The sequence below is a fragment of the Phytobacter sp. MRY16-398 genome (assembly GCF_003925915.1).
In the GTDB taxonomy this organism is placed as follows: Bacteria; Pseudomonadota; Gammaproteobacteria; order Enterobacterales; family Enterobacteriaceae; genus Phytobacter; species Phytobacter diazotrophicus.
Genome location: NZ_AP018756.1, coordinates 2,669,707 through 2,696,051, shown reverse-complemented (window position 1 = coordinate 2,696,051; position 26,345 = coordinate 2,669,707). Strand labels below are relative to the sequence as shown.

General features: G+C 52.1%; 26 protein-coding genes and 3 pseudogenes. 7 read left to right on the top strand and 22 right to left on the bottom strand.

Annotated features, from left to right (window positions below):
- Window position 1 precedes the first annotated feature (1 nt).
- From MRY16398_RS13290 to MRY16398_RS13265, 6 genes are all read right to left on the bottom strand, one after another.
- Entirely contained in the window at window positions 2–763 is a 762-nt protein-coding gene (locus MRY16398_RS13290; RefSeq protein ID WP_039078835.1) for an SDR family NAD(P)-dependent oxidoreductase, read from the bottom strand.
- Window positions 764–1,032: 269 nt separating this feature from the next.
- Window positions 1,033–2,094: an ABC transporter ATP-binding protein gene (locus MRY16398_RS13285; protein WP_039078834.1), complete on the bottom strand. Its 1,062-nt coding sequence runs from the start codon at window positions 2,092–2,094 to the stop codon at window positions 1,033–1,035.
- 2 nt (window positions 2,095–2,096) lie between these two features.
- On the bottom strand, window positions 2,097–2,966 hold the full coding sequence (locus MRY16398_RS13280; protein ID WP_052249243.1) for a carbohydrate ABC transporter permease: 870 nt from the start codon (window positions 2,964–2,966) through the stop codon (window positions 2,097–2,099).
- The gene (locus tag MRY16398_RS13275) at window positions 2,944–3,846 is read right to left on the bottom strand and encodes a carbohydrate ABC transporter permease (RefSeq protein ID WP_039078833.1); all 903 of its coding nucleotides are present in this window, start codon (window positions 3,844–3,846) and stop codon (window positions 2,944–2,946) included. Before MRY16398_RS13275 ends, MRY16398_RS13280 begins: the two co-directional genes overlap by 23 nt.
- A gap of 215 nt (window positions 3,847–4,061) precedes the next feature.
- Window positions 4,062–5,384: an ABC transporter substrate-binding protein gene (locus tag MRY16398_RS13270; RefSeq protein WP_125124558.1), complete on the bottom strand. Its 1,323-nt coding sequence runs from the start codon at window positions 5,382–5,384 to the stop codon at window positions 4,062–4,064.
- Entirely contained in the window at window positions 5,371–6,327 is a 957-nt protein-coding gene (locus tag MRY16398_RS13265; protein WP_125124557.1) for a TauD/TfdA dioxygenase family protein, read from the bottom strand. Before MRY16398_RS13265 ends, MRY16398_RS13270 begins: the two co-directional genes overlap by 14 nt.
- 609 nt (window positions 6,328–6,936) lie before the next feature.
- On the opposite strand from MRY16398_RS13265, the gene MRY16398_RS13260 reads away from it, so the two are divergent.
- Window positions 6,937–7,218, top strand: a complete 282-nt coding sequence (locus MRY16398_RS13260) for a flagellar transcriptional regulator FlhD (protein ID WP_103245582.1) — start codon at window positions 6,937–6,939, stop codon at window positions 7,216–7,218.
- A gap of 307 nt (window positions 7,219–7,525) precedes the next feature.
- Complete coding sequence (locus tag MRY16398_RS13255; protein WP_125124556.1) at window positions 7,526–9,103, top strand: EAL domain-containing protein; 1,578 nt, start codon at window positions 7,526–7,528, stop codon at window positions 9,101–9,103.
- 71 nt (window positions 9,104–9,174) lie between these two features.
- On the opposite strand, the gene MRY16398_RS13250 is transcribed toward MRY16398_RS13255, so the two are convergent.
- The 11 genes and pseudogenes from MRY16398_RS13250 to MRY16398_RS13210 form a co-directional block, all read right to left on the bottom strand.
- The gene (locus tag MRY16398_RS13250) at window positions 9,175–9,927 is read right to left on the bottom strand and encodes an IucA/IucC family C-terminal-domain containing protein (RefSeq protein WP_039078830.1); all 753 of its coding nucleotides are present in this window, start codon (window positions 9,925–9,927) and stop codon (window positions 9,175–9,177) included.
- On the bottom strand, window positions 9,914–10,708 hold the full coding sequence (locus tag MRY16398_RS13245; RefSeq protein WP_409349127.1) for an ABC transporter ATP-binding protein: 795 nt from the start codon (window positions 10,706–10,708) through the stop codon (window positions 9,914–9,916). Before MRY16398_RS13245 ends, MRY16398_RS13250 begins: the two co-directional genes overlap by 14 nt.
- Window positions 10,709–10,722: 14 nt before the next feature.
- A complete protein-coding gene (locus tag MRY16398_RS13240; protein WP_079498181.1) occupies window positions 10,723–11,754 on the bottom strand; it encodes a FecCD family ABC transporter permease in 1,032 nt (343 codons plus the stop codon).
- Complete coding sequence (locus tag MRY16398_RS13235; RefSeq protein ID WP_125124554.1) at window positions 11,744–12,730, bottom strand: FecCD family ABC transporter permease; 987 nt, start codon at window positions 12,728–12,730, stop codon at window positions 11,744–11,746. The genes MRY16398_RS13240 and MRY16398_RS13235 overlap by 11 nt, the downstream gene beginning before the upstream one ends.
- A complete protein-coding gene (locus MRY16398_RS13230; RefSeq protein WP_125125669.1) occupies window positions 12,727–13,638 on the bottom strand; it encodes an iron-siderophore ABC transporter substrate-binding protein in 912 nt (303 codons plus the stop codon). The genes MRY16398_RS13235 and MRY16398_RS13230 overlap by 4 nt, the downstream gene beginning before the upstream one ends.
- Before the next feature lie 33 nt (window positions 13,639–13,671).
- Window positions 13,672–15,741 (bottom strand): TonB-dependent receptor, encoded by a 2,070-nt coding sequence (locus MRY16398_RS13225; protein WP_125125668.1) that lies wholly within the window; start codon window positions 15,739–15,741, stop codon window positions 13,672–13,674.
- A gap of 465 nt (window positions 15,742–16,206) precedes the next feature.
- Window positions 16,207–17,049 (bottom strand): colanic acid biosynthesis glycosyltransferase WcaA, encoded by an 843-nt coding sequence (gene wcaA, locus MRY16398_RS13220; RefSeq protein WP_255498902.1) that lies wholly within the window; start codon window positions 17,047–17,049, stop codon window positions 16,207–16,209.
- A gap of 84 nt (window positions 17,050–17,133) precedes the next feature.
- A pseudogene (locus MRY16398_RS30930) lies at window positions 17,134–17,298 on the bottom strand (pentapeptide repeat-containing protein); the annotation flags it as partial.
- Window positions 17,299–17,727: 429 nt separating this feature from the next.
- A complete protein-coding gene (gene arsC / locus MRY16398_RS13215) occupies window positions 17,728–18,153 on the bottom strand; it encodes a glutaredoxin-dependent arsenate reductase (RefSeq protein WP_039078827.1) in 426 nt (141 codons plus the stop codon).
- Window positions 18,154–18,160: 7 nt separating this feature from the next.
- Window positions 18,161–18,283: pseudogene (locus MRY16398_RS31405) on the bottom strand (hypothetical protein); the annotation flags it as partial.
- 96 nt (window positions 18,284–18,379) lie between these two features.
- Window positions 18,380–18,877 (bottom strand): DUF1003 domain-containing protein, encoded by a 498-nt coding sequence (locus MRY16398_RS13210; protein WP_039078826.1) that lies wholly within the window; start codon window positions 18,875–18,877, stop codon window positions 18,380–18,382.
- A gap of 259 nt (window positions 18,878–19,136) precedes the next feature.
- Here MRY16398_RS13210 and MRY16398_RS13205 point away from each other — a divergent pair, with 259 nt between their 5' ends.
- On the top strand, window positions 19,137–19,715 hold the full coding sequence (locus MRY16398_RS13205; protein ID WP_125124552.1) for a YceI family protein: 579 nt from the start codon (window positions 19,137–19,139) through the stop codon (window positions 19,713–19,715).
- Between the two features lie 45 nt (window positions 19,716–19,760).
- On the opposite strand, the gene MRY16398_RS13200 is transcribed toward MRY16398_RS13205, so the two are convergent.
- The 4 genes and pseudogenes from MRY16398_RS13200 to MRY16398_RS13185 form a co-directional block, all read right to left on the bottom strand.
- Complete coding sequence (locus tag MRY16398_RS13200; RefSeq protein ID WP_125124551.1) at window positions 19,761–20,558, bottom strand: anti-sigma factor family protein; 798 nt, start codon at window positions 20,556–20,558, stop codon at window positions 19,761–19,763.
- The gene (locus tag MRY16398_RS13195) at window positions 20,555–21,070 is read right to left on the bottom strand and encodes a sigma-70 family RNA polymerase sigma factor (RefSeq protein ID WP_071195509.1); all 516 of its coding nucleotides are present in this window, start codon (window positions 21,068–21,070) and stop codon (window positions 20,555–20,557) included. The genes MRY16398_RS13200 and MRY16398_RS13195 overlap by 4 nt, the downstream gene beginning before the upstream one ends.
- Before the next feature lie 22 nt (window positions 21,071–21,092).
- Window positions 21,093–21,638 (bottom strand): tetratricopeptide repeat protein, encoded by a 546-nt coding sequence (locus tag MRY16398_RS13190; protein WP_079498170.1) that lies wholly within the window; start codon window positions 21,636–21,638, stop codon window positions 21,093–21,095.
- Window positions 21,639–21,723: 85 nt separating this feature from the next.
- Window positions 21,724–21,882 (bottom strand): annotated as a pseudogene (locus MRY16398_RS13185) (cytochrome b); the annotation flags it as partial.
- Between the two features lie 227 nt (window positions 21,883–22,109).
- Here MRY16398_RS13185 and MRY16398_RS13180 point away from each other — a divergent pair.
- The 3 genes from MRY16398_RS13180 to MRY16398_RS13170 all read left to right on the top strand — a co-directional run bounded on the left by MRY16398_RS13180 (window position 22,110) and on the right by MRY16398_RS13170 (window position 23,476).
- Window positions 22,110–22,424, top strand: coding sequence for an NIPSNAP family protein (locus MRY16398_RS13180; RefSeq protein WP_125124550.1), 315 nt, complete (start codon window positions 22,110–22,112; stop codon window positions 22,422–22,424).
- Between the two features lie 262 nt (window positions 22,425–22,686).
- Window positions 22,687–23,121 carry a BPSL0067 family protein gene (locus MRY16398_RS13175; RefSeq protein ID WP_336513212.1) on the top strand — a complete coding sequence of 145 codons (435 nt, stop codon included), beginning with the start codon at window positions 22,687–22,689 and terminating at the stop codon, window positions 23,119–23,121.
- Window positions 23,108–23,476 carry an STY0301 family protein gene (locus tag MRY16398_RS13170; protein ID WP_107224154.1) on the top strand — a complete coding sequence of 123 codons (369 nt, stop codon included), beginning with the start codon at window positions 23,108–23,110 and terminating at the stop codon, window positions 23,474–23,476. Before MRY16398_RS13175 ends, MRY16398_RS13170 begins: the two co-directional genes overlap by 14 nt.
- A 555-nt stretch (window positions 23,477–24,031) precedes the next feature.
- Here MRY16398_RS13170 and MRY16398_RS13160 read toward each other — a convergent pair.
- Complete coding sequence (locus tag MRY16398_RS13160) at window positions 24,032–24,964, bottom strand: GIY-YIG nuclease family protein (RefSeq protein WP_172600646.1); 933 nt, start codon at window positions 24,962–24,964, stop codon at window positions 24,032–24,034.
- A gap of 259 nt (window positions 24,965–25,223) precedes the next feature.
- On the opposite strand from MRY16398_RS13160, the gene MRY16398_RS13155 reads away from it, so the two are divergent.
- Window positions 25,224–26,344 (top strand): IS3-like element ISSen4 family transposase gene (locus MRY16398_RS13155; protein ID WP_087451024.1). Its coding sequence is split into 2 segments (ribosomal slippage): window positions 25,224–25,482 and window positions 25,482–26,344, totalling 1,122 coding nucleotides; the frame shifts between segments, so codons are not numbered across the junction.
- Window position 26,345: the final 1 nt, after the last annotated feature.

Here is a 26,345-nt window from a genome sequence, read left to right as displayed (position 1 = left end):
GTCACACCAGGCGGATACCGGCGTCGATAAAAAAGAGCCCTCCGGTACAGCCACGGGCGTCATCGGAGGCGACAAACAGCGCCATGGCGGCAACGTCCCGGCCTTCAAGGGTGATATCCAGCGACTGCATGGCCTGGATCTCCTTTTCGGATTCCGGCGTGCGCCACAGCGCCTGCTGACGCGGGGTGGAAATCGCCCCCGGCACGATGCAGTTAACGCGAATGCCCGATGGCCCCAGTTCGCGCGCCAGCGTCTGGCTTAGCCCAACAATCGCCGCCTTTGACGTGGTGTAACCGGACATGCCCGGTCTGCCCTTCATAAAGCTGGTGGAGCTGGTCAGAATGATGTTGCCGCCCTCGCCTTTTTGCATCAGCGCGGCAACGGCCTGGCTGGCAAAGAATTGGTGATCAAGGTTCACCGCCAGGCTCTCGCGCCAGGCCTCCGGTTCCACCGTGAAGGTATCGGTCCGGTCGTCACGGGCGGCGTTATTGATCAGCACATCAATGCGGCCTTCCTGGGCGGCAATGTTGTTGATTGCCTCGCGCAACGCGGCAATATTTCGCACATCGACCGGATGAAAACAGGCGCCACGAGCCTGCGCCAGCGCACTCCCCGCCGTCATATCGATATCCAGAAAATGTACCCGGCTCTCCTGCTGGCGAAACGCCGTCACCAGATCCGCGCCAATCCCGCTGGCCCCGCCGGTGATCACCACCACTTTGTTTTGCAAACTCCCGTAACGGGTATAACGATGTTCGGTCATCTTTCTGTCCCATCTGGCGCCAGTAACGCCTGCATTATAGAACCGTCGAGGGTAGCGCGTTTGACGCCAGGCCGATAAGCAATGGTTGCGCCCGCCTGTCACGCGCCTCCCCTGGGTTAAGGTGACATGCCCATGAGCTTTGACATTAAGTGACAACGTCACGCAACAACTCTACAGGCGCGGTTGCGGCAGTGACTTTTTGACAGGCGGCATCATTAATCCATCGACGCCAAAGACAATCGCTTTCCTGTTCATTACCTCCCTCAGCGTTAATTGAGTCGCACGCCGCTTGCGGCATCAAACAGATGAGCATGACGGGCATCCGGCAGGATTTTCAGCGTTTCACCTGGCAGTGCCGCCACGCGTTGATGAAACAGCGTGGTCACTTTTTGCTGGCCGATATTGAGCAGGATCTGCGTCTCCGAACCGGTGGGTTCCACCACGTTGACATGGGCATCGATCGACGCCCCCGGCGTCAGCACAAAGTGCTGTGGTCGCACCCCGTAGAGCACTCGCTGCCCGATATTCAGCCCCGGCGTCTGGGCTACCGGCAGGGCAATGCCGTCATCGGTCATCACGATGCCAGGCCGCTCCACGTGCCCGGTGAACAGGTTCATCGACGGCGAACCGATAAAGCTCGCCACAAAGGCGTTGGCCGGGCGGTCGTACAACTCCAGCGGCGTGCCCACCTGCTCAATATGCCCGTCGCGCAGCACCACGATACGGTCGGCCATGGTCATGGCCTCAATCTGATCGTGGGTGACGTAAATCATGGTGGTGTTAAGCCGCTGATGCAGCGCCTTGATTTCAGTGCGCAGCTCCACGCGCAGTTTGGCGTCGAGGTTAGAGAGCGGCTCATCAAACAGGAACAGGCGCGGATGGCGCAGGATCGCGCGGCCCATTGCCACGCGCTGGCGCTGCCCGCCGGAAAGCTGCGACGGTTTACGCGCCAGCAGCGGCGTCAGCCCTAACGTGTCGGCGGCCTGGCGCACCTGGCTGTCAATTTTCGCCTTCGCCACGCCCTGCATTTTGAGCGAGAAACCGAGGTTATCCGCCACCGTCATGTGCGGATAGAGCGCGTAGTTCTGAAAGACCATCGCCATGTTACGCTCCTGTGGCGAGAGATCGTTAATCACCTCGCCGTCCAGAATCAGCTCGCCGCCGTCGATACCCTCCAGCCCGGCAATCATACGCAGCAGCGTTGACTTTCCACAGCCGGAGGGCCCCACCAGGGCAATAAATTCGCCGTGGTGAATGGTCAAATCCAGACCAGGGATAATGGTCTGCCCGTTAAAACGTTTTGCGATGTTATTGAGTGTCAGGGTTGCCATTATTAATCCTTAAGTCCACCAGCGGTTAAGCCCTGTACCAGATAGCGCCGCACCAGAAGGGTGAAGGCAACCACCGGCAACATCACCAGCGTGCCGCTGGCGGCGATTTTGCTCCACTCCCACCCTTCGTATTGCAGGAAATTCACAATGGCGACCGGGGCGGTAATAGCGTTAGTACGGGTTAAAATCAGGGCGTAGAAAAAGTCGTTCCACGAGAAGATGAAACAGAGAATGGCAGTCGCCGCGAGGCCCGGTTTGACCAGCGGCAGCGACACCCGCCAGAAACTACCCCACAGGGAGCAGCCATCCATCCACGCCGCCTCTTCCAGCGTGACCGGAATGGCGGCAAAGAAGGTCTGCATCAGCCAGATAACAACCGCCAGGTTGAAGGTGAGATAGACAATCGCCAGTCCGATAATGGTGTCCTGCAGGCCAAGCCAGCGAAAGGCGAGAAAGAACGGAATGGTAAAGGCGATGGGGGGCGCCATGCGCGTCACCAGGATCCACAGCGCCACATAACGACGAGCGCGAAAACGCCAGCGCGTCAGCACCCAGGCGGCAGGTACGCCGAGCAGGAGCGAAAATACCGTGGAAATCACGCTGACCATCAGGCTGTTGCCAAACGGCTGCAGGAAATTCCCGGCAATCAACTGGCGATACGCCTCCAGCGTGGGCGTGAAAAACAGCGTCAGGTCGAACGCATCCATCGACGGGCGCAACGACATGATGACCATCCACAGGAAAGGTGCGAGAAACAACACCAGCAGCAGTAACGCCGCCAGCGTGCGCTTGCCTTTGAAACGCCACTTCTTGCGCCGCGTAACGGTGAACGCGAGCGGACGGCGTTCATCAGTGTGCTGTACTGTCATCATTCCACCCCGCACGGCCAATCAGCCAGCTTAAAATAAACACCCCGACCAGGATCACCACCGCGATGGCGCTGCCGTATCCCCACCAGGAAAAGTTAAAAGCCTGAATAAAACCGTAGTAGTTAGTGACTTCTGTCACCGAGCCCGGTCCGCCGTCCGTGAGGATATAAATCAGCGGAAAGGCTTTGAAGCTGTCGATCAGACGAAACAGAATGCACACCGCCAGTACCGGTTTGAGGTGCGGCAATACGATGTAGCGGAAGATGTTGAACGACGAGGCACCGTCAAGGCTTGCCGCTTCGCGCGGTTCACTAGGCACCATTTGCAGGGCCGCCAGCACCATCAACATGGTGAACGGAAACCACTGCCAGACGTCGGCCACCACTATCGCCCACAGCGCGGTGTCCGGGTTGGCGATAAGCGAGTTCAGCGGCAGGTTGATGCGCTCCAGAATTTGGTGCAGCGGGCTGATGTCCGGGGTGTAGATAATTTTCCAGATCAGCGCCACGATAATCGGCGGCAGTACCATAGGGATGAGCAACAAAGTACGCACCCCGTTGAGCAGCCGCGATGAGCCATTCAGCAGCAGCGCCAGCAGCAGTCCGATCAGCACCTGGAAGAAGACACTCACCACCGATAGCTTAAGCTGCGTCACCAGCGAGTTGAGAAAGCGGTCGTCATGCAGTAACTGCTGATAGTTCACCAGTGGGTTACTAAAGGTGAATGTCGCTTCCGGGTTAGTCAGGCTGAACGGCGTGAGGCTGGTGACCAGCAGCGCCGCCGCCGGGACCAGGGTTAACAGCGTCAGCACCACAAGCGACGGCGATAACCCCAGCAGCCAGGCGTAATGCTGGCGCTGACGCCAGCTTTTGAGTTGTGCCATCGTTTCAATTCCATAGAGCCTGAACTACAGGCGTAATTGTTGCAGGCAGTTTGGACCCGGACAGCGCGGAACAACCGGAGCGTACTTGAAGTGCGTGAGGATTATTAGCTTCGCACACCCTCCGGGCCGCCCTAACGGGCGTTCAAAACGCTATGCGTTTTGTGTGAGCCCTGCCCAGGGCCAAAATGGCAAATAAAATAGCCTGTATTCAGGCTCTAAATCTTCGCCCCGGCGCGTTTTAAATCCGCAATCGTCCCGGCCTGCGCCTGGGCCATCGCCTCTTTTGCCGAAAGCTGGCCGGAGGCAATCAGCGCAATGGCTTTGTTCAATTGCTGATCAACCTGCGGATAAAACTCCACGGTGCGGTATTTCATGTAACCGCCCTTGCCCGCCTGGTCGATGGCATCAATGGAAAGCTGTGCCAGATCGACGCCGTTGATCACCTGCTTAGAACGGAACACCGGCGAGTCGATATCGCTGCGCCGGGTCGGTGAACCGTATCCGGCGGCCAGCGTGCGTGCCGTGTTCTGTTTCGAAAGCGCCCACTGGATAAACGCCCACGCCGCCTCTTTATTTTTCGAACCTGCCGGGATACCCAGCGCATGGGTCGCCATGCCGGGGAACCACCCTTTTGGCCCATTGACCATTGGGCCAAAATGAGCCGTGTTCAGAGTGCGCGAGCTTTCCGCATTGCCCAGTTGTGCAAGGTAGGTCTGGCTGGCGTCAGAGAGGTTCACCCTTCCCTGTTTTAGCGCCTGCAAGGACTGGTCGGCGGTATAGGTGATGCCGCCGTTCGGGCCAAACTCGCGAATAAGGCGGGCAAAATAGTCAGCCGCCTGCACCGCTTCCGGGGTATCCAGCGTCGGGAACAGGTCATCCGGCGGCGCGCGGAACACGTTGCCGCCAAAGGCCTGCAGATAGGGAATAAAGGTCCAGCCATAGTGATTGTCGGTGACATACCCGGCGACGCGTTCTTTCTTGTTCACCGCCTGTAGAACCTTCACCAGATCATCGGTGGTTTTCGGGAATGCCAGCCCGGCCTGTTGAATCAGGTCATAGCGTGAGGCCCCGGTCAGCATGGCTTCCACCACATACGGGATGCCGTACAATTTGCCATCGCGTCCGGTTTCCGCCGCCAGGGTAGCAGGCAGAAAATCCTGTAACCCCCAGTCAGCCGGCGTGAGATTGGCGACAAACTCATCCAACGGGGTCAGCCAACCCGCGTTGATCCAGCGGCTGGTGTAGATAAAGGTAACGTTGACCACGTCATAGGACGATCCGCGTGTCGACAGCTCCAGGTCGGCACGCTGGTTATAAACCGGGAAGGCAGGCGTATCGAGCTGCACTTTTGCCCCGGTCAGGGCTTCAAATTCCGGCAGCCACTGGCGAATCAGTTGCGGCCAGGCGGTACTGAAGGTGGAGACATTGAGCGTTACGCCATCATATTTGCGGGCCACATTTGCCCCCCGCGCGATAGCCGGGATCATGCTGTAGACCCCGAACGCCGCCATGGCCTTGAGTAAATCACGACGCTGCATAGTTCACTTCCCTGTCTGGGGTATCGTTTACGGCATCCTGCGGACGGGTTACGGTGCGGCTACGGCTGCCGTCAATGGCGACGGCCGGTTCGCCTTCAATGGTGACGCGACGGACCAGACGTGGCTGGTTGCCATAATCATTGACGGCGTAATGCTGAGTGCTGCGGTTATCCCAGATAACCACATCGTCCTGCTGCCACTGCCAGCGCACGGTATTTTCCAGGCGGGTAATACGGTTTTGCAGTAATTCAAAAAGCTGTGCCGATTCACGGCTGTTAAAGCCGACCAGTTTTTTCACAAAGTGACCAAGTAATAAGGCGCGCTCGCCGGTTACCGGATGAACATGTACTACCGGATGTTCCGCTTCCCATACAGAAGAGACAAAAACATTTTTATGGTGATTAAGGCGATGTTCTTCGGTGACAATACGTTCTGCGCCGTAGTCGTAATTATTACTGTGAATAGCGCGCAGTGTACCGACAAATTGTTTTAACGATTCCGGCAATAATTCATAGGCTAATGCGGTATTCGCCCAGACGGTATCACCACCATATTCCGGGATGGTGACACCGCGCAGAATGGATATTTTCGGGAAAGCATCCACAAAGGTGACATCGGTGTGCCAGGAGTCTGCCCGACCACCACCTTTGGAGGCATCCAGCTCGAACAATTTAGTGCCCGCAGGCGACGGCACCGTAGGATGCGCCACGATCTTACCCAGACGCGCACCGAAGGCCTGATGGGCTTCATCGGTCAAATGATGCTGTTTACGGAAGAATAAAACCTTATATTTTACGAGTGCATTTTCAATTTGCTGAATATGGTTATCATCAAGATCAGCCGAAAGCGAAATATTGCGTATCTCCGCGCCAATATTTCCGGCAACGGGGTGAATTTCCAGTAAATCAGTATCGTGACGGGCAATGCGCTGGGATGAGGTCATGGTTGTTTTCCTTCAAAATTGTCCGGAAACCAACTCTAGTAATAAATGAAGTGTGACTAAAAAGATTTTTTGGTAATAAATATATTAACTGCTTACGCATAAGCTAAGCTGAAAAATGCAATTAGAGGCATTGCTGGTGAAATACACTGTCTTTTTATATTAATCCTGCGAAATGGTTTTTGATCCTGGTCAGATTAAGGGTTCATACCTCTTCGTTTTCGTATATGCGAAATAGGGAAATGGAGACGCTATAAGGTGGAAATATATATGTCAGGTGAAAATGGTAAGTTTCTGATGCGCGACTCGTGCCTTAGGGAGGCGGGCAACGGCCAGGACCGTGTAGATACCGTTAAAAACGGCTAATGGCACATTGCCAGTCGCGATACTTTCTCTGTTATAGAAACATAATTTCCGTAACGCCAACGCGAATGACTTTCATTATTAACCCATTCTCAGGATGACATTCTGGAAATATTTTCGGGCCAGATATAACCGCATTGTGAAAATAATGTAAATTTTCACACGAAAGTTGTATTTTGCATGTATCATAACAGCAGCGGGTTTTCCTGGTGAACACCTCTCTCTTCCGTTTCTTAATCCGGCGTATAAATGACCACACAAGTTCCTGTCCTTAAAGAAATTCACAATCTAAATTTGTCATATCTTTTACTGGCACAACGCGTAGCAACTGAAGATGCCAAACAAGCCGAAAGCTTTTTAAACATGGACATTGAATTAATTCAGACGGTTAAGCAACTAACCGCCACGCAAATACTCGCGCTGGCGCAGACAAATCAGTGCATCATTAAAGTTAAACCAAACCTGATCACCCCCCTTGCTGAACCGACCGGTGCTCAGGCCATTCACGGTCAATCTCAGCGTCGGCGTTAAGATATTTCTCTTTTAAATATTTACGGGTGTCGAATATTGTATTGCTTTGAGAATCTTTACGGGAATCACTCTTTTTAACATTCACCTTTGAAAGGGTACTTTTTTGCAATTCATGGCGCCATTCCACTGGTGTTGACGACGGTCGCAGGAATGCACAGCGATAACAGATAAAGTCCCGGGCAATATGGCCGATAATCACGATAAGTGCGGTTTACCTCTCAGGTCTGAGAGCATGACTGGGATAGGGTTAATACTGTACCGAGCGTGCACGTTGGATAACCATAAAGACAGGGGAATGTTGTCAACAATGCCACTGCAAATACTGAGAACTCTCCACCACAGGATCGGCATTTACGCATTATCCATAGTGTTAACCTTCGGTGCCCTGTATGGCGCAGGCCTGGGGGTGTACTATATCTATGCCCATGAAAAACTAGAAGATTATGCTGAATCCATTCTGGCACGCAGCAATAGCCTTATTTCGCAAGTTAAACTGATTGATGGGCTGCGACAAGAGTTTGCGGTCTATGAACCATGCAGTGCTCAATACCAGCAGGCGCTGCGTAAACGGCTCTGGCCTTACCCGCTTATTAAAGATATCGCCTATGTTGAGGATGAGAAAATTGTCTGTTCGGCCCTCTGGGGAAAACTGAACGCGCCCCTTTCGTTGAACATGTTCAGAAATAAGGTCAACCGGGGGAGCTATACGTGGGTCTTTGATGCGCAGATTGAAGAAAACATTACGGCAGACGTCTTTTATACCAGTAATTTCGCCATAACGGTGTCACCTTTTGCCTTCCAGCGTTTTTGGGAGGAAGCCAATAAGATGGATTTTGATGCCATCATAGGTGATTTCAAACATGAAAATCATTTTTTTATGATTGGAAAAAACACACACTTACTGGAGTCTATAGAACATAACAAAGCACACTCCTGGTTGTATTTTACGGAGCATGCCTGTAATAATACGAATGACATTTGCGTTATTGCCGGGACATCACTCCCTTTATTTTTCAAAAACAATCTGTATATCCTGATTTCTCTTTTTAGCGCATCGCTTATCATCGGCCTGCTGATTGGCGCGCTGTACGTTAATAACGTGTCACATAAAGAGTCTTTACTTTCCCGACTGAAACACGCAATCGAAAACCGCGAGTTGCATTTTGTCTATCAACCCATCTACAGGCTTAAAGACCGCCAAGTAACCGGCGTCGAGGTACTGTTACGCTGGACGGACCCTCAAATCGGACGTATCGGCCCGGATATATTTATTCCTCTTGCGGAAAAAAATGGCTTAATAAATAAGATTAGCCTGTATGTGGTTGAGCATTCCATTAGAGAGTGCGCGCCGATACTGCTGAACAGCGATATCACCCTTAGCATCAATGTGAGTTGCGCGGACATCTGCTCGGAGGAGTTTCGTGAAAAACTACTCAGCACGTTAAAAGATGAAAACGTTGCAGGCGAGTCGATTATTCTTGAAATTACAGAAAGGCAAAGTTCCGGTACAGAAGATATTAAACGCTCGATGGACCTTTTTAAGGGGACCGGTATTATGTTTGCCCTCGACGATTTCGGAACCGGTTATTCAAACCTGAACTGGCTTTCCTTACTTGACGTGGGCGAAATTAAGATTGATAAGTCGATAACGGATTCAATAGGAACAGAATCCACCAATAAAGATATTCTTCCTGGTCTGATAGAGATGTTTAAAAACATACCTAAAATAGTGGTCTTTGAAGGGGTGGAGACAGACATACAGTATCAGTTTCTGAAAGATAACGTACCGGGAGGCTGCGCACAGGGGTGGTACTTTGCAAAAGCGGTTCCTTTAAGCGAACTCCGTAGCGTCCTTACCGATCCCTGCGGCTCATTGCCTGCCTGAGCTTTTCGCCCTGGCAGGCCCGCGCTGTATGATACCACTAAGCTCCCGCCCATAACCGCTGCGCACGCAATCTAGAACGACGTTGCCTTGCACAGCGGGCAATTGTGGCAATACTCCACAGGTTGCACCGTTTTGTAATAAAAACAGCAGGTGCGGCGAAAGCGCACCCTGTTTCCCGCCACGTCTTTTTGCAGAGGCCGACGAAAACGTCTTAGCGGGTTCCATGGCAGGCCAAACAGTGACGGGTCAGCCTCTTCCAGCAGCCAGGCAAAATCCGCCTGTTGGCGCTTCTCCTGATCGGCGCTAAGCCCCTCCATCCGTCCCTGATATAAGGAGTAGACCCGCACAGCGGTATTTTCCCAGAGAATGTGCTCCGGCAGACCGCTCACCTGTGACAGGCTTTGCCACAGCGGCGCGAAAAACGTTCTGAATAAGGTACTGACAATGGTTTCACGCCACGCATCACGCGCACCCGGGGCGTACCCCGTCGCCGTAATATCGGCTGGCAACGACGATGTCCACAAACCGTTATCGTGCGCATATTCCAGTCGACACGCCGTGAGTGATAACGGCAGGCCTTTATCAAACACACTCATCGCGTAAAGCACACTTCCGGATGCGAGAAATGCCACTCTTTTGGCGAAAAGCGACGCGGCAATCGCCAGGTCCGGCGCACCGATAAGCGGCATCACGCGCGCAAGTACCTCCCGACAGGTTTGCGCATCCCGCAGGGCCTCGCCCGGCACGCTTCGCCAGTCTGCCTGTGCGAGTGAGCGCAGGCGAAACACGGTTTGCAGGTACGTATGTTCCTCACTCGTCAGCATGCGAGTCTCCCGGAAAAGGAATGCACAACGGCGTATGGAAGAAAGGATCGTCAATAATCCGACAGCGCAAATTAAACACCTTGTTCACCAGAGCTTCCGTCATGATCTGCTTTGGCGCCCCTTGCGCATACACCCGGCCTTGATGTACGGCCACCAGGTGATCGGCATAACGACAGGCCAGGTTCAGATCGTGCAGTACCATCACAATGGTTTTGCCCTGCTGCTGATTGAGGCCGCGCAACAGTTCCAGAATCTCAATCTGATGCGCAAGGTCAAGGTAGGTTGTGGGCTCGTCCAGTAACACAGTGTTTGTCGCCTGTGCCAGCGTCATGGCAATCCACACCCGTTGACGCTGCCCGCCGGATAACGCATCCACCGGGCGATGTTGCAGATCGGTGGTTCCCGTCAGGCGTAACGCCTCCTCCACCTGCTGTTCATCTTCCGCTGACCACTGTCGCAGCCAGTTCTGGTAAGGAAAACGCCCGAGGCTGACCAGTTGACGCACGGTGATACCCTCCGGTGCGACGGGGGTTTGCGGCAAGATGGCCAGTTGGCGGGCAATCTGCGCCGTATTGCTGGTGTGAATGTCCGCGCCATCAAGAATGACCGTCCCTGACTGTGGCGTCAGCAGTCGCGCCATGGCTTTAAGCAGCGTGCTTTTACCGCAGCCGTTGCTGCCAATCAGCACCGACACTTTTGCCGCTGGCAGGGCTAAATCCAGCGAATCGATCACCTGTTGCTGGTGGTAGCTGATGCTCAGCTTTTGCGTTGTGAGAGACACGTTTTCCTCATCGGTTACGTTCGCTGCCGGATAAGCAGCCATAAAAAGAACGGCGCACCGGCCAGTGCCACAAAAACCCCGGCCGGAATATCAGCGGGCCGAAACAGGGTTCGGGCCAGCAGATCGGCGGTGGTCACCATGCAGCCCCCACAGCAAACGGTAACAAAGGCCTGACCAAAAAAGCCCTGACGCACCACCCGCCTGGCAATGTGCGGCGCTATCAGACCGACAAAAGCCATTGCCCCCACCAGCGCAATCGCCCCGCCGGAGAGCACTACGCAGCCGAGCAACAACAGCACCCGCAGGGGATGTACTCGCACGCCGAGTCCGGTCGCCAGCTCATCATGCAATTGCAACGTTTTCAGGTAGCGCAGCAAAAAAACCACCACCGGAAGTGCCCAGAGATAAATCGTCAGCAGCCTTAGCACCTTCTCCCAAGTCGCGGCATAGACGCTACCGCTTAGCCACACCCAGGCGGAAAAGGTGGTGGTAAGCGGGCTAAAGACCAGAACTAACGTGACGACCGCCCCTGCCAGCGCCGAGACACCGACACCGGTCAGGATCAGGCGCAGCGGCGTGAGCCCTTTACGCCAGGAGAGCAGGAAAATCAGCCCAACAGCGCAGGCCGCGCCTGCCATCGCCGCCCAGGGCATCCCTGCGCTGCCGTATTGCAGGCTGAAAAAGGAGAGCCATATCAGCGCACCGGCGCTTGCTCCGGTCGTTACGCCCAGGGTATCCGGCGAGGCCAGCGGGTTACGTACCAGCGTTTGCATGATGAGCCCGGCCATCCCTAAGCCGCCGCCGGCCAGTAGCGCCAGCGCCACGCGCGGTAAACGTAACTCATGCAGAATAAAACTCTGCGGACGGGCGTCAGGCTGGAACAGGAGCCAAAAGGTTTGCGGCAGCGAAATCGCTACATCGCCGATACTCAGCGCCACAAGGGTAACGAGCATGGTGATGAGTAAACAAGCCAGTAATACTGGCAGCAAACGCGGCGAGAACTGGCGTGAAAAGGGCCCCACACGGAAAAGTTGGCTATTCGGCATGGTTCCCCCTGCGCTGCGCCAGCAAAATAAAGAACGGCGCGCCCATGAGTGCCGTCATCACCCCAACCGGAACCTCCTGCGGCAAAATCACAACCCGGGCGGCAATGTCTGCAACCAGTAGCAGCAAAGCACCGAGCACGGCACTGGCCGGGAGCGACTGGCGCAGATCGCTGCCAAACAACTGGCGGGCGATATGCGGCACAATAAGCCCGACAAAGCCGATATTGCCCGCCAGCGCTACCGCGCAGCCCGCCAGTCCAATCACCAGAACGCTGGCCAGCAATCGTACCAGTGCGATGTTGAGCCCGAGCCCACGGGCGATCTCTTCGCCAGCGTTCAGCACGTTCATTTGCCCGGCGAACAGACAGGCAGCGACCACCAACAGCACGCCAGGGAGCAGTACCGGGTACAGATGCACAAGATCATTTCCAGCAAGACTGCCCGCCAGCCAGAACAGCATGGTATCGAGCGTCTCCTGGTCAATAACGAGTATCGCCTGAGTAAAGGCGTTACACAGCGCGGTAATGGCAACACCTGCCAGCACCAGGCGCAGTGGGTTGAGCTGGCCTTTGCTAATACGGCTGGTGAACCAGACCAGCGTGCCGGTGGCACACGCGCCGGTAAACGCCAGACACAATGTGACCCAGGGGGAGCTAATGGCGAAAAAACTGCCCACCAGCACAATCATCAACGCCGCACCGGCATTAACGCCAAACAGTCCCGGTGCGGCTAACGGATTGCGGGTCAATGCCTGCATCAAGCCGCCCGCCACCGCCAGAAAGGCCCCTACCCCCATCGCCAGCAGGGTACGCGGCAAACGTGAGGTGCGAATAATAGTATCCACCGCGCTGGTCGGGTCCGCATGTAACAGCGCATTTGTTAACTGCGCGAAGGTATAAAAGCGGGTGCCTGTCATCATACTGACCACTGCCATCACCACCAGCAGCAGGCCACAGAGCAGAAATCGCCCTCTCATGCTCGCCCCCTGAGTAGTGCGTATTCCACATCGTTGAGGATTTGATTCGCTCCCAGAATGCCGCCGGACAAACTCCAGGGCACGCTGTCCACGACCCATAATTGTCCCGTTTTCACCGCCCGCAGTTGCTGCCAGAGCGGATGTGCCGTGAGTGTTTGATACTGCCGGGCGATCGCCGGACTGTTAGCGCGCAGTAAAATGAAAAAGATATCGGCATCCAGCAAAGGAATATTCTCCATGCCGGAGAAACGTAACGAAGCGCTTTGCGCCTGCATCGCCTGTTCACTCCAGGCAAAACCCAGTTCGGACATCACCGAGCCCGGAAAGCTTTGCGCAACGTAGCTACGAATATGATCAGGGCGCACCTCAATCACCGAAACCTGCGGGCCGTTCGCCGTATCAAATCGCGTCCGGATAAGATTACGCAGTGTGGCAACGCGCGCATCCCAGCGCTCAAGCAGTTGTGCCGCGGCGCTTTTCATCGCCAGCTTTTCTGCCACGACCCTCAGTGTTTTTTTGAACTCAAAGACATCATCAAGCAGCGCTACAGGGGCAATTTTTTGCAACAGCGGCGCGATATCCTGGTGACGGAAGCGGGAGGCAAAAATAATGTCCGGGTTGAGCAATACGATTTTTTCCAGCGCAGGCTGCGTCTCAAGCCCGAGCTGTGGTACACCGGAGAGCTGCGGGCGCAAATAACGATAAACCGGTTTCTCCGTCCAGGACTCAACAATGCCAGCGGGTGTGGCACCCAACGCAGCCATGCTGTCGGTCGCTCCCTGGAAAAGTGACACGGCGCGCAGCGCGGTCGGTTGACGGGCAAACAGCGTCGGTGAGACAACACCCAGCAACAGCGACTGGAGCGCGCGGCGGCGCGTCAGAGAAAATGAGAATGTGTTTTTCATCATCATGGATACCGCCCCGGAAAGGGGCGGTCTGAGTCAAAAATCAATACTGTAGCCGAGCGTGGCTGTGCGCCCGCGTCCGGCGAAATAGCGGTCCGGGTCAACAGAAGCGCTCTGGGAATAGTAGGTAACGTACTGCTTATTCAGCAGGTTAGAGATACCGAGATTCAGCTTACCGTAAGGCAGTTTGTAACCCACGGCAGCATCCACCAGCGCATAGCCCGAAAAGTCTTTTTCCGCGTCGTCGAACGCTTTACTTAACGCCCAGTTAGCCTGCAGGAACGTGCTCAATTCGGCATTCCAGTTGGCCGACCAACTGGCGATGATACGATCCGGGGAGATATTCAGGCCATCGAGTTTCGCATCCAGGCTGCCGTTGTCATCGCTGTCATAACGACCGCGCATGTGCGACCAGGCTAACGTCAGCTTGTGGTCCGCATTAGGGCTGTAGCCCGCGCTAATTTCGACGCCATCAATTTCTGTTTTTTCGCGACGGGCAACAAACGCATCATTGACCAGTTCCACGCGACTCCCCAGCTTCGAGGTAGATTTGTAATAACTGGCTTCGAGGTCAAACGGGGCTTGCTGCACCCGGAACCCGACTTCACTGTTTTTCGTGACGATGGGTTGCAGGCCGCTGTAGTCATTGAGTTTTACCCCCGGCGTATCGATGCCGCGCAGTACGCGCCCGACATCCGGCACGGTAAAGCCTTCGCTGTAGCTGGCAAACAGGCTGAGCGGCTCAATGGGGGTCCACACCACACCCGCGTTATAGAGCGTCTTATCAAAGGACGGTGTTCCGCCCTCCACTTTCACACGGTCATTCGCCCACACCGTCTGATAGCTGTCGATGTTCAGACGCGCGTACTCATAACGCACACCACCGCTTAATTTCACCGATTCAACAGGCGAAAACTCCATTTGTAGGAAAGGAGACAGGTCGGTGTAATTAATTTCCGGCACATAGGTGCGCCCGGTAGACCACAAATCCTGTTTCGAGTTATCAAACAGGGTATCGAAACCCAGCGTCGCTTTGATGCGATCATCCCAGATATCGTCCCTGGTCAGCGCAATTTTACTGCCGTACTTTTCGGTATAGGCCCGGCTCTGATCGTAGAGGGTGCCAATGGGCGCAATGGCAGGATCCTGGAAAGAAGAGGAGTTGGTTGCGCCAAACAACGCTTCATAGCGCTGATAGTAAGCGAGCGCCGTCAGCTTCATGCCCGCAAGGTTATGGTTATCGTAGGTTGTGCCCACGGTCCAGACGTCGTTGTGGGGGGCGCTGCCTTCCGGGTTACCCTTCACCGAAGTGGTGAGCACGCCAGCGTCGCGATCGCCCCTCACACTGACGTAGTTATCTTTGTTTTTCAGGCGATAACGGTTGAGGCTCAACTGTATGCGCTGATCGTTATCCAGCCAGTACCCCACCTTGGCCAGCATGTCCCATGCTCGGGAATCCATCAGGTCACCCTGCGTATTATCAACGCCGATGGCGTGATTATTCGCATCCTTAAACAGGCCCTGGTCTTCATAGCTCAGCGAGAAAAGGTAGTCGATATACTCTTCGCTGCCATTGATGCTGTAGTTGGTTTTATATGCCTGGGTATCACGGTCAAATTCCGCCGTCGGGGTGGTGGTTTCCACGCTGAAATGTTGGTTTACGGTGCCCGGCTGCGCGCGTTTCGTGATGATATTTATCACCCCGCCCGTGGCGCCGACGCCGTTGCTGGCGTTCGCTCCTTTGATCACCTCAATGCGCTCAATCATCGACAAGTCAATGGTGTGCATTTCTCGCCCGGTCGGGCGCAGCGGGTTTGACTGTGGAATACCGTCAATCATCACAAGCGGCATACGCCCGCGAAGCGTTTCGCCACTGCCGGACATTTTCTGCCGCGGAGGCGAAAATGACGGCAGTAAATTGCTGAGGATCTGCGAGGTGTCAGAGGTGATTTGCCGTTGCTGGGCAATTTCTTTTTCGCTTATTACCTTAATGACCTGGGGGGAGTCATTACGTGACCCCTCCGTACGTGTCGCGCTAACAATCAATTCATCATCACTACTTGTCGCATCCTGCGCATAAAGCGGCGACGTAAAGACCAAAGCCATCGCGCCGTATAAAGGGGAAAATCGCATGCAAACAACCCTCAATCATTATTCCCCATCTTTTTTGGGGATCATTCCGTAAAAGAAACAAATAACAACAATAAGAAATATTTTGATAATGATTATCAATATCATGAATGAAATGTAAAGCAGAGATGCGAATTTTTGCGCAATGCACGGTATACGCATTACGCAGGCGGATATGACGCCTCACTGGCGGCTAGCACCGTGTATTCCCTGCGCTGCGCAAAAAAAGTTTTTCTACAGGTTGAAGATCCGGCGACGCTCAATGGCGGACAACAGCGTGACCCGCAATAGCGGGTCGCGACATCCGGCGTGAATGAGATATTGAGAATAGCGTCCCTGCTGAGGCGCTCATCCAGAAAGCGGTGATCGTGATTGTTAAGCCCCAGTAAGCTTGAGATGAAGATGCTGACTGATCATACGCAACGGGTTGCCCGTAACGTTTTAGAATTTCTTATCCTTAAACACAGTTTGCAGCATCATGTAACGCTTAACGTTGCGTAAGCACAGTAAGCTTCTAAAAACCCGAAAAGACATCGGTTTTTTGCGAATATAGTAAAGTGTGAAAAGTTGGTACTTCTTGCTTGTCTTGTCGAACTTATCGCTATGTTTTTTATAAAAAGAGAAATAGCCCGAAAATTTCTTCCTGGAAGCGGTTATTCTTACTTCACCGTGGTTTACATAAAGAATTTGCGTGGCAAGATTCAGTTTAAACGGTCCGCCATATTGCTCTGCCAGTCGGTAAAACGCATCATAATCCTGCGCCGCGGCAAGCTGCGTATCAAAAAGGACAGTTTGCAAACGCGATGTTAAGGTGAAAACCTGATTTCCGACGATATTCTTTTTGTTAAATAATTGCTGGTTATAATCGGGTTTTGGATAAAGCCTTAAACTCTCCAGCGAGAGATAACCTGACGCATCACAAATATAATCATCAGCATATAAAAATGCATGCTGATTCAGTTTGTGTTGTTCCTTAAGAAAGGATGTGAGACGGTTTGGCAACCACTCGTCATCATCGTCAATGCCAGTGATAAAATAACCATTCGCAAGCGTAATCGCCTGATTTCTCACAGCACAAGCGCCGGAGTTATAATCATTTCTGATATATTTTATGCGAGGGTCCGCCAGACCCTCAATAAACCCTTGAAGGTTAAGGTAATTGGGAGAGAAATCATCAACAATGATCAGCTCCCAGTTCTCGTATTCCTGTTTCAGGATCGATTCAACAGCGCGCTTTGCTAATTCCTCTCTGTTCCACGTGGGCATATAGATTGAAACCAGCAGATTGGGTTTTACTACGGAATCAGATAACGCGTCTGACTCGGAAACCGTTTTGTAAAAACTCGCATTTTCAGGATCGCTTTCCGTAAAGTTCACACCATAACAATTAGCATAATCAAAGATTGCCCCTCTCAAAGAGCAATAACTAAGATTTGCTCCGCGCAAACATGCATATGAAAAATCGGCATTTCTCAGATCACTAAATGACAGATCTTCACCAGTAAAATCAGCGTTTCTAAAATTTAGACCCATATAATTCTTAAAACGATGATCACTTTTAAGAAATATATTTTTAATGCTCTTATTGCTATGCCGCTTAACCCTATATTGTTTTTCATAAGGGGCAGCTTTTTCATTTAAAAGCATGATTTTTTCCTGTCTTGTTCTCTCCCAGAGAGCAACAGCATATCAAGCCCTTTTTAAGCGATGAATAAATTTTACAATTTATAATTCCTTTTAAGAATTTCCTTATTAACACATGGCGTGGATATTAATTTTATTGTTTTTTATCAATAAATTAAGCGAGCTTAATATAATGTAATTTCATTGCAGAGTATTAATATGCCAGAAACAGTTTGCGCGGTAATAGTGCCAGTACACTGACGCGATGAGCCGTCCCGGAAAGAGCGGCAGGAAGGAATGGCGAAGTCATCATAAGGGGACCTCTGCCCCCTTTGAGATTTATTTCAGGCGCTTACCTGCCCCATCAATCACCTTCTCGCCATCTTCTTTAGCAAACGGTCCTTTCTGCGCATCCGGGAGAATATCCAGCACCACTTCTGAAGGACGGCACAGTTTCGTCCCCAGCGGCGTCACCACAATGGGGCGATTAATCAGGATCGGATGCTGCAACATAAAGTCGAGTAACTGCTCGTCAGTGAATTTATCTTCCGCAAGCCCCAGTTCTTCATACGGCTCAACATTTTTACGCAGCAGTTCCCGTACCCTGATCCCCATATCCGCAATGAGTTTGACAAGTTCATCGCGTGACGGTGGAGTCTCAAGATAATGGATAACGGTCGGTTCAGTACCGCTATTGCGGATCATCTCCAGCGTATTACGCGACGTGCCGCAGGCCGGATTGTGATAAATGGTGATGTTGCTCATATCAGTCTCATTGCAAAGTGAAAGAGAAACGTAGCGCCAGCGCGGCCAGCGTTACAAATAGCACAGGCAGAGTCATGATGCTTCTGGTGCGGAAATAATAGCCCCATGTGATGGTCACAGTTTTCTGCGAATGAATCGCACGCTGCGCAGGGGGTTGCCCGGATAAGACACCCGCGCCGCCATCCGGGGCTCCCCGATGCGCTACGCTTATCGGGGCTACTCACGGCTACGGTTTGTGAAGCTCACGCTGTGCAAGCTGCAAGGCGAGTGCTTCGATACGCTCGGCCATTTCCCGGGTCAACTCGGTCAATTGGGTATTTTGTTTGAGCAATTCCAGCAGTTGCGCCGACTGCTCCTCGGCAAGTATCTGGCGCTTCGTCATTGCCTCGTCCAGATCTTCGCGGTGTTGAGCATCGGCCAGCGCATGCGCCTGATCGCGCTCCGCCTGGCGGGTTTGAGCCAGCAGGATCAACGGGGCGGCATAAGCAGCCTGAATACTGAACGCCAGGTTAAGCAAAATAAAGGGATAGGGATCAAACTTCACGACGCCTGCCACGTTCAGAACAATCCACACGATCACCGCGAATGTCTGCCCAATCAGAAATGTCGGCGTGCCGAAGAAACGTGCGAAGGCCTCTGCTTTCAATGCAAACCACTCGTCGCCAAACGTATGCGTAATACCCTTAAGGGGACGATATAACCGAAATTTTTTATCTGTATGCATATCAAAAACTTCCTGTGGGAGACGTTGCCAGGATCGCCGAAAATGTTTGCTGTGGGCTCTGATGCCCTGGCATACGAAAATATACGCCAGGTATGTTATACGTTAGCTAAAGCGACGATATAAGGCCTTTCTGCCCATTATCACCGCCCTGTAGGAGGAGCAGCTCGCGTTAACGCTGCTCACACTCAATGTGAAGCAAAAATCGAATAAAAAACACGGCTCGCGCGTTTACACGTTAAACACATCAAGGATCATCAACATGACGCGTCTCGTGCCTTTTTTCGCCCTCGGATTATTCATCAGTTCCTTTTCAGTATGTGCCAGCCCGGCTAACTACAGTATCAACACGCAGAAAACGACGATCACCCTCTCCTGGCATGCCTTTGGGGATACTTCTGAGGCCAGCCTGGGAGATGTGAGCGGGAATATTGCACTCAATGGCGGAAACGAAGAAGGCGATAATATCAATGTTTCTATTCCGGTGGCGACGCTAAGGGCGTCTAACAGGCTGTTAACCTGGCAGATGAAAAGCAGCCTTTTCTTTGACGCCGGGCGTTATCCGAACATCACATTTATAAGCAGCCGCGTGGTGGCTCTGGGACAGGGTCATTTTCGAATTTTTGGCACACTGGCGGTGAAGAACATCTCGCGCCCGGTCATTCTGGATGCCTCAATGCCAGGCAAGAACAACGGACTCACCGGGGCGGATAACCTTTTCCTGCACGCCTCAACGACGATTTCCCGCTCAGCATTCAATATGGACAGTTTCGCCACGCTGGTAGATGACAACGTGACAATCAATATTGAGATTCAGGCCCGCCCACATCAGGCGGTATAAGCATACCCGGCAGCCCTTTACTGGCATGCCGGCGTCTCTCTTTTGCTATGAAAGCGCAGCCTGCAACGTCAGTGCGTTTTGCTTCAACTGGGATGCAGGGTTACGGCCAATCAACACAAACTGGTATCTTCCGGAGTGCCACCAGACGAGATTCATCTTATGGCGCTGCTCGTGATTCAATTCCGGGCTGGCGGGCTTGCCATCCGGTGAAATACACAGCGCCATCGGGCCGTAATCGGCATGCATCCAGGCGATTTGTGCAATCGAGGTGCTGTCATAGCGCAGCATTCGCACCATTTTCAGCTCTGCCCCGCTCAACACAAGTTGCTGCTCATTCGCCTGCAAACCTATGTCTTGCGCAGTACGCGTTAATCCACGCTGCAAGGCTGATGGAGAACTGTCCGCATCCAGCAACGTTTCCGCACTGTACAAAGACATATACTGTGCCTCAAGGTCACGAATTTTTTCGCTCTCCCCCTGCGCCCGCGTTGCCGGGCGTGCCAGATAGCCCAGCCCTGAGCCGATTACCAGAAAACTGAGCGAGGCGGCGATCAGCGCACGTCGGCTGACGCCCGTTGCTCTGACAGTAGTTTCTGGAGGTTGGGCGAGCACATTGGCCAGTTGCGCCTCCAGGCGAGAGTGCGGAGCCTCATTCAGAAGTGGCGCGAAGGCACTGGCAAAGTCTGTCTGGTTAAGCCTTAACATTTCGGTTCGTGCAGCCAGTTGTTCATCCTGACCAAGCGCGACCTCAAAGCGCTCTGCATCACTTGCCTGCATTTCGCCATCCAGCCAGGCCACTATCGCCTCATCGCTATACGGTGCTGTAAATCTTATTGATTTCAATATCGCTTCTCCTGTACAGGGTGCGGCGTGTGAATAAGCTGGGCGATTTTCGCTCTTGCCGTAGCCAGCCGGCTCATGATAGTGCCAATCGGGACAGACAAGGTATCCGCCGCTTCCTGATAGGTAAAACCTTCGACATACACCAGAAATACCGCATTGCGCTGTGCTTCCGGCAAGGCGCTCACGTACTGCATAATTTTCCCATAGTGCAGGCGAGCCTCATCCTGTTCATTCGTCTCCGGTGCCAGTAATTCATCGCTTTCGACAAACCCCTGCCCCAGGCGCACCCGGCGGGCGCGCACCTCTGAAATCCAGATGGAATGCAGGATAGTGAATAACCAACTGTCGATACGTGTGCCGGGGGTAAACTGCGCGCTTTTTTCAAGCGCGCGGACACAGGTAGACTGAACCAGTTCTTCGGCAACCTCGCGGTTACGCGACAGAACCAGCCCATAACGCCACAGGCGTGTCAGATGTTCAGCAAGATGCTGACGGACGTCACTGGTAGTGATTTTTTTATCCTCGTACCATTACTCAGGATTCAGGATGACCGTCGATAGCGGCCTGGAGATCCCTGTACTCCTCGCAACGCTGGCCGCAAAGTGTGGCAATGGTTTTCAATTGCGCTTTTGCCAGATCAGGACGCCCTTTCACCAGCCATGCTTCACCCAGGTATTCACGTACTTTGGCATAGGTCGGATCGAGGGCGATGGAGCGCTGATAATAGCCGATACCTTCATCAGTACGCCCCAGCTTACGCGTGGCATACCCCCGGTAATTCCAGGCCTCTGCAGTATCGCCGTTTTTAAGCGTGTTGAGCAGATCCAGGGCCGCCTGATACTCCCCTTTTTTTGCCAGATGGTACGCATAACGCGTTTTATCTTCATCGCTAATCTGGCTTGTTTTCTCGGGTACGCATTGTTTTCTTGCGCTGTCATACACCTGCCCTGTGGGACAATCGGGCGTTTTGCTGTTGGTATTATCGTCACCTGCGGCAAAAACCGGCGAACTTAGCAGAACAAACACCGTAGGCACAAGACGTTGAATAAATGCGGAATGTAATAACGAAGACAGGTTCATAGTGAGCTCCGGATTAACAAAAAGCGCGGCCAGGCAGCATACGACGCAGTACGCTGTCCCGTAACAGGTAGTGATGAAAAAGCGCGGCCTGCAAGCCTTTTCTCAGGGGCGTCCCCCGCTCCAGTTGCTCCCAGATATGTGCGCTTGCAATAAGGAAAATGACACTGGCTGCAGTGACCCAGTGCAGTGCCAGGGTAAAGCTATCGTAGCGCTGTCTTAGTGGCGGCGGCGTTGTTGCAGTCATAAATGTGATTCCATCAGTGTGTTGATGATGGATAAACGCCACACCCTCTGAATCTATTCGATAAAAAAAGCGTTTTTTTCGTTTTTATCCCGACGCGCAGCCCAGGGCCGGAAAATAGAAATGTCGATGGCGCGGTACATCAAAGAAGAGCAACCTTCGGTTTCATGAGCGTAATATGTAGTATTCTCTGAGCCATAACAGAATGTTAAATCGCGGATGTGAACCTTATGCCAAACGTTATTGAAGTCCTTCAGTACACATTAAACCCCGGAACCGGTGATGCATTTCACTCGGTAATGAAGTGCCAGAGCGTCCCCCTCCATACATCTTGCGGCATCAACGTTCTGAGATTTGGTAACTCACTCCATGACAACGATAACTATTATCTCGTCCGCGAGTTTGAAAATTTAGCAAAAATGGAGGCCGTTCTTGCGCAATTTTATGCTGATTCCCGCTGGCGCGAGGGGCCGCGAAGCGAAATCATAAGCATGATCCAGGAAAGCCACCGTGTTGTCATGTCGGGCGACTTGCCCATCGCGTGAAGTTCGATTTCAACCGCATGAAATCAAAGCATATTAGCCATAATTGTCCTACATCACGGGACTGAAGGTGGTTAAGGGGCGAGCGCCAACGGCGCAGTGAGTTGCAAATTAGCAACGCGGTTAACTATGCGCATTAGCCCTCTGGCCGCTGTCATCATTTCTGATTAGGCAAGTGGATAAGTGTCGACGCCGACCAGGAATAATCCTAATCGGACATTCTCTCTCATTCCCCGCTTGCCTGTAATCTGGCATGTAAAAGAATATGGACGCACTAATCCACACAGGAACAAAGGAAATGGCTTACATAGCGGCAACGCCACGGGCTTATATCGGGCAATCTGTTGGCAGTGGCCAGTGCGTGGCGTTTACTCAAAAGGCAGCCAATATGCCGCGAACAGCAGCATGGCGACGCGGCGCACTGGTTAAAGGAAATACATCGATTACCCCGGGCACAGCAATAGCAACGTTTGATGCCGATGGTCGATACGGAAATCACACAGACGGCAGATCCCACGCGGCGATTTATTTGGGGCAGGATTCTACCGGGATTAAGGTGCTAGATCAGTGGATGAGGCATGATGTTGACAAACTTGGCAGGCCGATTACTGTTCCACACACAGTTTCACCCAGGACTATATTCTTCAGGTCATCCCCTCGCGCTGAAAACAATGGAGTAAATTATTATGTCGTGGAGTAAAGCAGCGTTGCTAAGTGCTGCGATTATGTTGTTCTCTGGCGTAGCAAGCGCAAAAGGAATCACCTGTCCGGACTCACTTCAGGTTGATAACAAGCCGCACAGGCTTAACGATGTAAGCCTTTTTCAGGGGTTGCCAAAAAATCTTGGCGAGTTAATGCCGGATACGCAGGATAAAACAGAGTGGACGCTAAAAGATTACCAGGACTATGCCCGGGAAAATAATATGCCTCTGTATCTTGTATGCCACTACACCGGAAGTGAAAAGACCATCGTTCTAAAGGTGCCGGAAACAGCAAAAAAATGTTCCGCGAGGTATGGATACAGCAAAGAAGAGTTTTACGCCTCCTGCGAATAAATCCATCTTATTGCCAGATATCGCCCTGCTGGTGTTTCTGGCAATTCCTTTCCCACAGAAACGAGAAAGGCGTAAATTACAGGGCCCCCTCCATGAATAAGGATTATCTCCGGGGCATAGGCTTGCTCCATCGATACTCAGGAGCGGTCATGCACTGGCGGTGACGCTCCTTTACGGCGAGCGTTCCGGCCACGCGGCAACGTATATCCAGATTATCAGCGGCATTCAACTCATGGCTCTGATGACGGGTCACCTCAATCAGTACTGATTCGATATCTACCATGCTTTATCCCTGTACCTGATATGCGGGTCAGTCATATTCACTTTAAGATTGAGCAACCTTATGGGCCATTTCTTCACGTAAGTCATCAATAACATTCTGGACACGTAACACCGCTGATGACCTGCTCCCCATTTATTAACACGCGTCATCAACTATGGGATAAATTACGAACTTCCGCAGTTCGCTCTAAGCGGACATACCAATCTTTTTCTGGCTGCTTTGTGCCAGGAGCGGTCCTTGCGAAATGGGGTTATTTCAATCAAAACGTAACGTCACAACCAGCCGACGCTCTCTCTCCACTTATAATTAGTAACTTTATCATTTTCGCTTATTTTTTTAGAGATAGAGCGAGGCTCTCTTCCTAGATACTCAGATATTTCTGTCGGGGACAAATCAAAATCGACAAGCATGACTCTAAGTTTTTCCATTTCCTTTAAAGTCCAGGGCTTCCCAAAATTCTCATAAAGAGAGACCTTATGCTCCCTGATAGTTCGTTTTCTCTGAGTTTCACTTTCCCTCTGAAAAATCTCGCTTTTAAACTGTGAACGGAACTCTTTACAGAAATTGTCATCTATTTTTTTATTATACAGATTGCTAAAAATAAGTTGGGATGCCGGGTCTAAATCAGGCGTATCAATAATAAAAACCTTGACCTTCTCCATATATGGGTATTCAATCTTACCCAACATGCTTAGTTGTTTTAAATTAAAAAAACCTCTCAAATCAAAAGATTTAATGAGCTTTGATTGGATTACACTTTCAATCCTGCTTGCATTTGAATAACAGTAACTTGCCATTGGAAGGGCCCATACTACCAGTTGAGGAATATATTTTTCCAATGCAATACTCTGCCAATCAGTATCAAATGTTTGGCTTTTTGCTAGCATGTTTTTCGGCAAATCAGAATTTAACGTTGTAGATGCCCATATCTTATAATCCTTCGCTAAGGCTTGATAATGTTTTGTGTGGTTATGAATCTTATAAGCTGACATGAAGCGATACACGTCGTCATCGTGACCCGCGTCGTAAATTGTTCGGTTTCCTCTCAGGTAACCATCGTAATGTTCGTTTATCCTCCTACCTACATTACAACTTACCCCAACGTAAACCACACGATTGAAAAGTCCTTTATGGACAATAAGATAAACTCCGCTACAGCCAGATTTCCCGGCTTCTGATATAGAACCTAAAAATCTCCATTCCATAATTAAAATCCATTATTATTGCCACTCTTTTTTATTTATCATTATTTTATTGAAACTTCAATAAGTTAATCCAAGAGCTAAGGGCAAAGACTTATATAAGTATACTTATCATCGTTAGCACTTATATAGTGTAGTGGCGCAATGTACTTGAGGTGCATGTGGAGAAAATATATCGTTGTTGATTAACATGACCTGCTCCCCGTTGATTAGTACACCCCGATGTTAGTAATGTCTTCATAAGCCACATGAGGACATCCCCATGAAGAAGCGTTTTTCCGACGAACAGATCATCAGTATTCTCCGCGAAGCCGAAGCTGGGGTACCCGCCCGTGAACTCTGCCGCAAGCATGCCATTTCCGATGCCACGTTTTACACCTGGCGTAAGAAGTATGGCGGTATGGAGGTGCCTGAAGTTAAGCGCCTGAAGTCGCTTGAGGAAGAGAACGCCAGACTCAAGAAGCTGCTTGCCGAAGCCATGCTGGATAAAGAGGCGCTTCAGGTGGCTCTTGGGCGAAAGTACTGACGACAGACCAGAAGCGGGAAGCCGTGATGTTGATGTGTGATGCGACCGGTCTGTCGCAACGTCGTGCCTGCAGGCTTACAGGTTTATCCCTGTCGACCTGCCGCTATGAGGCTCACCGTCCGGCTGCTGATGCGCATTTATCAGGGCGCATCACTGAGCTGGCACTGGAGCGCAGGCGTTTTGGCTACCGTCGTATTTGGCAGTTGCTGCGCCGTGAAGGGCTTCATGTTAATCATAAGCGCGTGTACCGGCTTTATCACCTCAGTGGCCTGGGCGTAAAACGCAGAAGACGTCGTAAAGGGCTGGCAACAGAACGTCTGCCGCTGCTCCGTCCGGCGGCGCCCAATCTGACCTGGTCGATGGATTTCGTCATGGACGCACTTTCCACCGGTCGCAGGATCAAGTGTCTTACCTGCGTCGATGATTTCACAAAGGAATGCCTGACGGTCACTGTTGCCTTTGGGATTTCAGGCGTTCAGGTCACGCGTATTCTGGACAGCATTGCACTGTTTCGAGGCTATCCGGCGACGATAAGAACTGACCAGGGGCCGGAGTTCACTTGCCGTGCACTGGATCAATGGGCCTTTGAGCATGGTGTTGAGTTGCGCTTAATCCAGCCGGGCAAGCCAACGCAGAACGGATTTATTGAGAGCTTTAACGGACGATTTCGCGATGAATGTTTGAATGAGCACTGGTTCAGCGATATCGTTCATGCCAGGAAAATTATTAATGACTGGCGGCAGGATTATAACGAATGCCGCCCGCACTCCACGCTGAATTATCAGACACCGTCTGAATTTGCAGCGGGCTGGAGAAAGGGTCATTCTGAGAATGAAGATTCCGACGTTACTAACTGAG